Origin of the sequence: Kitasatospora sp. NPDC059803 (assembly GCF_042732255.1) — a bacterium.
Lineage (GTDB): Bacteria > Actinomycetota > Actinomycetes > Streptomycetales > Streptomycetaceae > Kitasatospora.
The window spans coordinates 1-6917 of the sequence record NZ_JBHWIJ010000386.1; the positions used below are offsets into that span (position 1 = coordinate 1).

The window sequence follows — 6917 nt, forward strand, 5'->3', positions numbered from 1 at the left end:
CACAGCAGCTGCGTGCCGTAGTTCTGCCCCGCCTGCCCGTACGTCGAGAAGGCGCCCGCGTCGTTGTCGCCGACCATCACGATCAGGCCGGGGCCGACGATCGCCAGCAGGGTCTTGAGTCTTGCGGACAGGCCGTGGCGCGGCGTGGTGTCGTCGAGCCGGATGGTGCCGAGCGCACCCTTGATGTCGCCGACGTGGGCGTCGTCCAGTACCGCTGAACGCGGGGCGGGGACCTTGGAGTCGAGCGTGGCGTTGGTGGTCATGACGATCCTCCCGTGGGCCCCGGACAGGCGGGGCGATCGGGGGCGCACGGCGGCGATCCCCCTGCGGACGGGCGCGGCGCATCGCCACCCGGCGGTGCGGGCCCGTTCGGGCACGGCGAAGCCGGGTGTTGAGGTGATGAGCCGTCAGAGATGTGCGCAGGGAGGGTCGTTACCGCGTGCCGGGAGTGTGCGAGGACAAGCGGGGGCAGGGGCAACTGTGGCCCGGACTACTGCAATCCATGTCTCTCGCCTCCTCCCGGTCGACGCACCCCGTGGTGCGTGTGATCGACGCGGCAAGGAGTTCGCCGGCGCGCGAAGCGACCGCCGGTTCACCCCAACTCGTCAGAGCTTTGGCACTCCACGGCGTGTCCAGCCCGGTCGGGCCGGAAGCCACTTCGGATCAACCCTTAGGTCGGGAAGATCTGTCCTAACCCTGGGCGTCTCTCGACGTCGTCGGATCAGTGGCCTGTGTCCGTGAAGAAGCCTCACCGAACGAGGTGCCTTCTTCAAACCTCCAGAAGCATAGACCGCGCGGAGGCCAATACTTGCGTACTTGGTAGAACCTTTACCTTCTGTCCCGGCTGCCCCGGCCGGGGCGCGGCGAGGCACGGCGGGGCGGATCGGGTGACGTGGGGTTTTGCCGCCGGGCCGCCACGGAACGACTTCCCACCGCATCGGCAGCAGCACCAGGTTGCGCCCGAATCCGAGGGGTGGCATGGCGTCCGCAGGCTCCCAGGACGGTCCCCGGCAGGCGCGGGCCCTCGTGCTCGCCCGCCACGCGAAGCTGTGGCTCGTTCCGAGCATCCTGTGCGGCCTGCTGGCCGTGGTGCTCTCGCTGCTCTACATGGGCGGCATCCTCAACCCGACCGGGCACCTGCACCGGCTCCCGATCGCCCTGGTGAACGCGGATCAGGGCCCGCCGCCGCCGGGCCGGACGGAGAGCCTGGGCGCGCGGCTCACCCGGGAGATCGTCGCCGGGACGCCCGGCAGCACCGTCGACTGGCGCCAGGTCGACCAGGTCGAGGCGATGGACCTGCTCTCCACCGGGAAGGTCTACGGCGCGCTGCTCGTCCCGCAGGCGTTCACCGCCGACGTGGCGGCACTGACCACCGGCCGGGCCACCGAACGGCCCACCCTGACGGTGCTGACCAACCCCGGCCTCGGCAGCCTCGGCTCCTCGCTGGCCTCCCAGATCACCCAGTCCGCCGCCCACCAGGCCTCGCTGGCGCTCGGCAAGGAGCTGACCGCCGCCGCGCCGCCGGCCGGTCCCGCCGGCTCCGGCTCCGGCACGGGCGCCAACGCCACCGCGCGGCTGCTGCTCGCCGACCCGCTCGCCGTCACCACCCGGGTCGGCCACCCGATCGGCACCCACAGCGGGCTCGGCCTGAGCGCCTTCTACTACACCCTGCTGGCCGTGCTGACCGGCTTCATCGGCGGCAACATCATCCACAACGGCGTCGACACCGCGCTCGGCTACAGCGACAGCGAGCTCGGCCCCTGGCACACCCGGCGCCCGACCGTCCCGATCACCCGCACCCAGACCCTGCTGCTGAAGATGGTCATGACGGCCGGCATCATGCTGCTCACCACCACCCTGGTGATGCTCTGCTCGGTCACCGTCCTCGGCATGGACGCCCCGCACCAGGCGCTGCTCTGGGTCTTCGCCTACTGCGCCAGCCTCGCCGTCGGCCTCGGGGTCCAGGCGATCAACGCGGCGTTCGGCGGGATCGGGCAGCTGGTGTCCATGTTCGTCTTCATCGCGCTGGCGCTGCCCTCCTCGGGGGCGACCATCCCGCTCCAGGCGGTGCCCGGCTTCTACCGCTTCCTCAGCGTCTTCGAGCCGATGCGCCAGCTCAGCGACGGCATCCGGGCGATCCTGTTCTTCGACGCCCGGGCGGACGCGGGCCTGGCCCGGGGCTGGACCATGATCGCGGTCGGCGTGGTGCTCGCCCTGGCCTTCGGCTTCGGGATGACCCGGTACTACGACCGCAAGGGCCTGCACCGCTGGACGCCGCAGCCGTCGGAGTAGACGTAGTCGTCGGCGTAGGCGCCACGCCTGATCCCTACGCCTCCTACGCCTTGGTGACGGTGACCTTGAGGTGTTTCATGATCGGCTGGTCGCTCTGGGTGCTGTAGTCGCCGATCGCGCACAGCACGTTCATCTCGGGCATGTAGCCCGCCGCGCAGCCCCGCGGGATGTCGTACGGGATCGCGAGATAGCCGTTCAACGTGCGGGTGCTGCCGTCCTTCGCGGTGCTGGTGATGTCGACCGGGTCGAGCTCGGCGATGCCGCGCTCGCGCATGTCGTCGGTGTTCAGGAAGACCAGCGTGCGCAGGTTCCGCACGCCCCGGTAGCGGTCGTTGTCGGAGTAGATGGTGGTGTTCCACTGGTCGTGGGAGCGCATGGTGCCCAGCGCCAGGGTGCCCGGGGCGGGAACGACGTCGGGCAGCGGGGCGGTGGAGAACTCGGCCCGCCCGGAGGGGGTGAGGAAGACCAGTTCGCGGGCCGGCTGCTTGATCCGGAACCCGAGCGGCAGCCGCACCCGGCGGTTGAAGTCCTCGAAGCCGTCCAGGGCCCGGGACATGGTGTCGCGGATGCGGTCGTAGTCCTCGATGTACCACTCCCACGGTGTCCCGCTGTCCGGCAGCGCCGCGCGGGCCATCCCGGCGACGATGGCGGGCTCGGACAGCAGGTGCGGGGAGGCCGGGCGCTTCATGCCGACGGACAGGTGCACCATGCTCATCGAGTCCTCGACCGAGGTGCTCTGCACCCCGCCGCGCTGGTGGTCCTTCTCGGTGCGGCCCAGGCACGGCAGGATCAGCGCCCGGCGGCCGTGCACCAGGTGGCTGCGGTTCAGCTTGGTGCTCACCTGGACGGTCAACTCGCAGCCGCGCAACGCCTCATAGGTGTAAGGCGTGTCGGGCGCGGCGAGCGCGAAGTTGCCGCCCATGGCGACGAAGACCGTCACCTCGCCGCGCCGCATCGCCTCGACGGCGGAGACGGTGTCCAGGCCGTGCGCGCGCGGCGGGTCGATCCCGCAGGCCTCGGCGAGGCGGTCCAGGAACTCGGGTGAGGGGCGGTGGTCGATGCCGCAGGTGCGGTTGCCCTGGACGTTGCTGTGCCCGCGCACCGGCGACGGGCCGGCGCCCTCACGGCCCAGGTTGCCGCGCAGCAGCAGGAGGTTGACGATCTCCCGCACGGTGTCCACGCCGTGCTCGTGCTGGGTGACGCCCAGGCACCAGCTGACGATGGAGCGGTCGGCGTCGCGGTAGACCCGGGCGGCCTTGAGGACCTCGGCCCGGCCGAGCCCGCTCTGCCGCTCGATCTCCTCCCAGGGCGTGGCCCCGCACAGCGCGCGGTACGCCTCGAACCCGGTGGTGTGGCGCTCGATGAACTGCCGGTCCAGGGCCTGGGGGTCGGCCGTGGCCTGCTCCAGGATCGCCTTGGCCATGCCGCGCACCAGTGCCATGTCGCCGCCGATGCGCGGCTGGAGGTTCAGCGTGCTGGTCTTCGTGGACTTGAACAGCGCCATGTCCACGAACTCGTGCGGGACGATGGTGCGGGTGGCGGCCGCCTCGATCAGCGGGTTGATGTGTACGATCTGCGCGCCGCGGCGGTGCGCGTCGGCGAGGGCGGTGAGCATCCGGGGCGCGTTGGAGGCGGCGTTGACGCCCATGATGAACAGCGCGTCGGTGACCTCCCAGTCCTTGAGGTCGACCGTGCCCTTCCCGGTGCCCAGCGAGGCCTGGAGCGCGCGTCCGCTGGCCTCGTGGCACATGTTGGAGCAGTCCGGCAGGTTGTTGGTGCCCAGTTCGCGGGCCATCAGCTGGTAGAGGAAGGTGGCCTCGTTGCCGAGCCGGCCGGAGGTGTAGAAGGCGGCCCGGTTCGGGTCGTCCAGCTCGCGCAGGGTGCGGCCGACCAGCTCGAAGGCGTCCTTCCAGCTGATCGGGACGTAATGGTCCGAGCCGGCGTCGTACACCATCGGCCCGGTGAGGCGGCCCTGGTCCTCCAGCGCGAAGTCGCTCCACCCGGACAGCTCGGTCACCGAGTGGGCGGCGAAGAAGTCGCGGCCGACCCGCTTGCGGGTCATCTCCCAGGTGACGTGCTTGATGCCGTTCTCGCAGATGTCCAGGTGCAGGCCCTTGGTGTCGTCCGGCCAGGCGCACCCGGGGCAGTCGAAGCCGCCGCTCTCGTGGTTCATCCGCATGATCGCCCGGGGCCCGTCCACGTACGCGCCCTCCTTGACCAGGAAGCGCGTCACGCTCTTCGCGGCACCCCAGCCTGCGGCCGGGTGGTGGTACGGCGCGAACTGCGGCGGCCCGACGGGGTCGGGGCCCACGGCCGGCTCGTCCCGGGCGGGCTCCTGCTGGGGGTCGTCGGGGGAGCTCACGAAGCCCGCCGTCCGCCGACCGACAGCACGACCGCGCTCGCCGCGCCGTTCGGCGCCTCGTAGTTCACGGTCTCCCCGGCGTGCCGCCCGAGCAGCGCCCGCCCGAGCGGGCTGTCGGCGGTCACCAGGGTCTCCTCCCGCACCTCGGCGAGCTCCGCCACCTCGACGGTCTCCTCCACCCCGTCCGCGAACCGCACGGTGACCGTGGAGCCCACCCCCACCACCTCCGTGGACGGCGGCCCGGCGGCGGCCCCCTCGCGGACCCGGGCCTCCAGCTCGGCGATCCGCTCGTCCAGCCGGGCGACGTCGTCGGCCCGCTGCAACTCGTCCGCAGCGTCCGCCCGGTCGCCCACGTCCTCCCCGCGCAGCGTCCCCACCACTTTCGCCCGCTCGGCGCGCAGCTCGGCCAACTCCTCCTGCACGGCGCGCAGGGCCTCGGCACTGATGGGCTCGGGACCGTCTGTCATGGCTGCTCCCGGGTCGTTCGCGGAACGCTCAAGCACAGGTCGCTTCCATTACCCCACCACCCCGCACCCCCGGCAAATCCGGCACGGGCGAGGCCTCCGCGACCGGCCCCGGGGGTGGCGGTGATCACCTTCGCGGTGGGTGGGCGGCGGGGCGGTGGGCCCCGGCCGGGACGAAGCCGCAGGTCCGGGCGGTGCGGGCGGGGCGCGGTCGGGCGGGCGGGGAGAGGGACCGGCGGAAGGGGCGGGGGCGGGCGAAGCTACCATGTGCGCAACACCCTCAGCTCGAAAGATGGACTTGTGACTGTCAACGACGACGTGTTCACGGACTGGAAGAACCGCGAGGAGATCGCGGAGTCGATGATCCCGATCATCGGGCGACTGCACCGCGAGCGGGACGTGACCGTCCTGCTGCACAGCAGGTCCCTGGTGAACAAGTCGGTGGTCAGCATCCTGAAGACGCACCGCTTCGCCCGCCAGATAGCCGGCGCCGAGCTCTCGGTCACCGAGACGATGCCCTTCCTGAGTGCGCTGACCACCCTGGACCTCGGCCCCTCGCAGATCGACATCGGCATGCTCGCCGCGACCTACCGGGCCGACGACCACGGCCTGTCGGTCGAGGAGTTCACCGCCCAGGCCGTCTCCGGCGCCACCGGCGAGAACAAGCTGGAGCGCCGCGACGCCCGCGACGTCGTCCTCTACGGCTTCGGCCGGATCGGCCGCCTGGTCGCCCGCCTGCTGATCGAGAAGGCCTCCGGCAACGGCCTGCGCCTGAAGGCCATCGTCGTGCGCGACAGCGGCGGCGACGACCTGGTCAAGCGCGCCTCGCTGCTGCGCCGGGACTCCATCCACGGCCAGTTCCAGGGCACGATCACCGTCGACGAGGCGAACAACAAGATCATCGCCAACGGCAACGAGATCACCGTGATCTACTCCGACGACCCGACCAAGGTCGACTACACGGAGTACGGGATCAAGGACGCCATCCTGATCGACAACACCGGCCGCTGGCGCGACCGGGAGGGCCTGTCCAAGCACCTGCGCCCCGGCATCGCCAAGGTCGTGCTGACCGCGCCGGGCAAGGGCGACGTCCCGAACATCGTCCACGGCGTCAACCACGACACGATCAAGCCCGACGAGCAGATCCTGTCCTGCGCCTCCTGCACCACCAACGCCATCGTCCCGCCGCTGAAGGCGATGGACGACGAGTACGGCGTGCTGCGCGGGCACGTGGAGACCGTCCACTCGTTCACCAACGACCAGAACCTGCTGGACAACTACCACAAGGCCGACCGTCGCGGCCGCTCGGCACCGCTCAACATGGTGATCACCGAGACCGGCGCCGCCTCGGCCGTCGCCAAGGCCCTGCCGGACCTCCAGGCGAAGATCACCGGCAGCTCGATCCGCGTCCCCGTGCCGGACGTCTCGATCGCCATCCTCAACCTGCAGCTGGCCCGCGAGACCAACCGCGAGGAGGTCCTCGACTACCTGCGCAACGTCTCGTTGACCTCGCCGCTGAAGCGTCAGATCGACTTCACCGACTCCCCCGACGCGGTCTCCAGCGACTTCATCGGCTCGCGCCACGCCTCGATCGTCGACGCCGGCGCCACCAAGGTCGAGGGCGACAACGCGATCCTCTACCTGTGGTACGACAACGAGTTCGGCTACTCCTGCCAGGTCATCCGGGTCGTCCAGTACGTCTCGGGCGTCGAGTTCCCGACCTACCCGGCCCCGGCGGTCTGATCCTCCGGTAGTTCAGGTAGTCCCGGCAGTTCCGGCGGCGGGGCGGTGACCAGTAC

The 6917-nt window shown here is 70.9% G+C and carries 4 protein-coding genes, 1 pseudogene and 1 riboswitch; of the genes and pseudogenes, 2 read left to right on the plus strand and 3 right to left on the minus strand.

The features are described 5' to 3' along the window. Positions 1-263 (minus strand): annotated as a pseudogene (locus ACFV6I_RS36120) (manganese transporter); the annotation flags it as partial. Positions 264-589: 326 nt separating this feature from the next. Continuing rightward, a riboswitch (M-box (ykoK) riboswitch) is annotated at positions 590-767 on the minus strand. A 211-nt stretch (positions 768-978) separates the two neighbouring features. On the opposite strand from ACFV6I_RS36120, the gene ACFV6I_RS36125 reads away from it, so the two are divergent. Next, positions 979-2292, plus strand: a complete 1314-nt coding sequence (locus ACFV6I_RS36125) for a YhgE/Pip domain-containing protein (RefSeq protein WP_380430191.1) — start codon at positions 979-981, stop codon at positions 2290-2292. A 43-nt stretch (positions 2293-2335) separates the two neighbouring features. On the opposite strand, the gene ACFV6I_RS36130 is transcribed toward ACFV6I_RS36125, so the two are convergent. Beyond that, positions 2336-4654 carry an FdhF/YdeP family oxidoreductase gene (locus ACFV6I_RS36130; RefSeq protein ID WP_063349743.1) on the minus strand — a complete coding sequence of 773 codons (2319 nt, stop codon included), beginning with the start codon at positions 4652-4654 and terminating at the stop codon, positions 2336-2338. Next, a complete protein-coding gene (locus ACFV6I_RS36135) occupies positions 4651-5121 on the minus strand; it encodes a GreA/GreB family elongation factor (protein ID WP_063349744.1) in 471 nt (156 codons plus the stop codon). Before ACFV6I_RS36135 ends, ACFV6I_RS36130 begins: the two co-directional genes overlap by 4 nt. Before the next feature lie 297 nt (positions 5122-5418). Between ACFV6I_RS36135 and ACFV6I_RS36140 the strand changes: the two genes are divergently transcribed. After that, positions 5419-6861, plus strand: a complete 1443-nt coding sequence (locus ACFV6I_RS36140) for a glyceraldehyde-3-phosphate dehydrogenase (RefSeq protein ID WP_063349745.1) — start codon at positions 5419-5421, stop codon at positions 6859-6861. The last annotated feature ends 56 nt before the right edge of the window (positions 6862-6917 follow it).

Coding starts and splice junctions, on each gene's coding strand:
- ACFV6I_RS36125 (WP_380430191.1), top strand. CDS start 979: ATGGCGTCCGCAGGCTCCCAGGACGGTCCCCGGCAGGCGCGGGCCCTC.
- ACFV6I_RS36135 (WP_063349744.1), bottom strand. CDS start 5,121: ATGACAGACGGTCCCGAGCCCATCAGTGCCGAGGCCCTGCGCGCCGTG.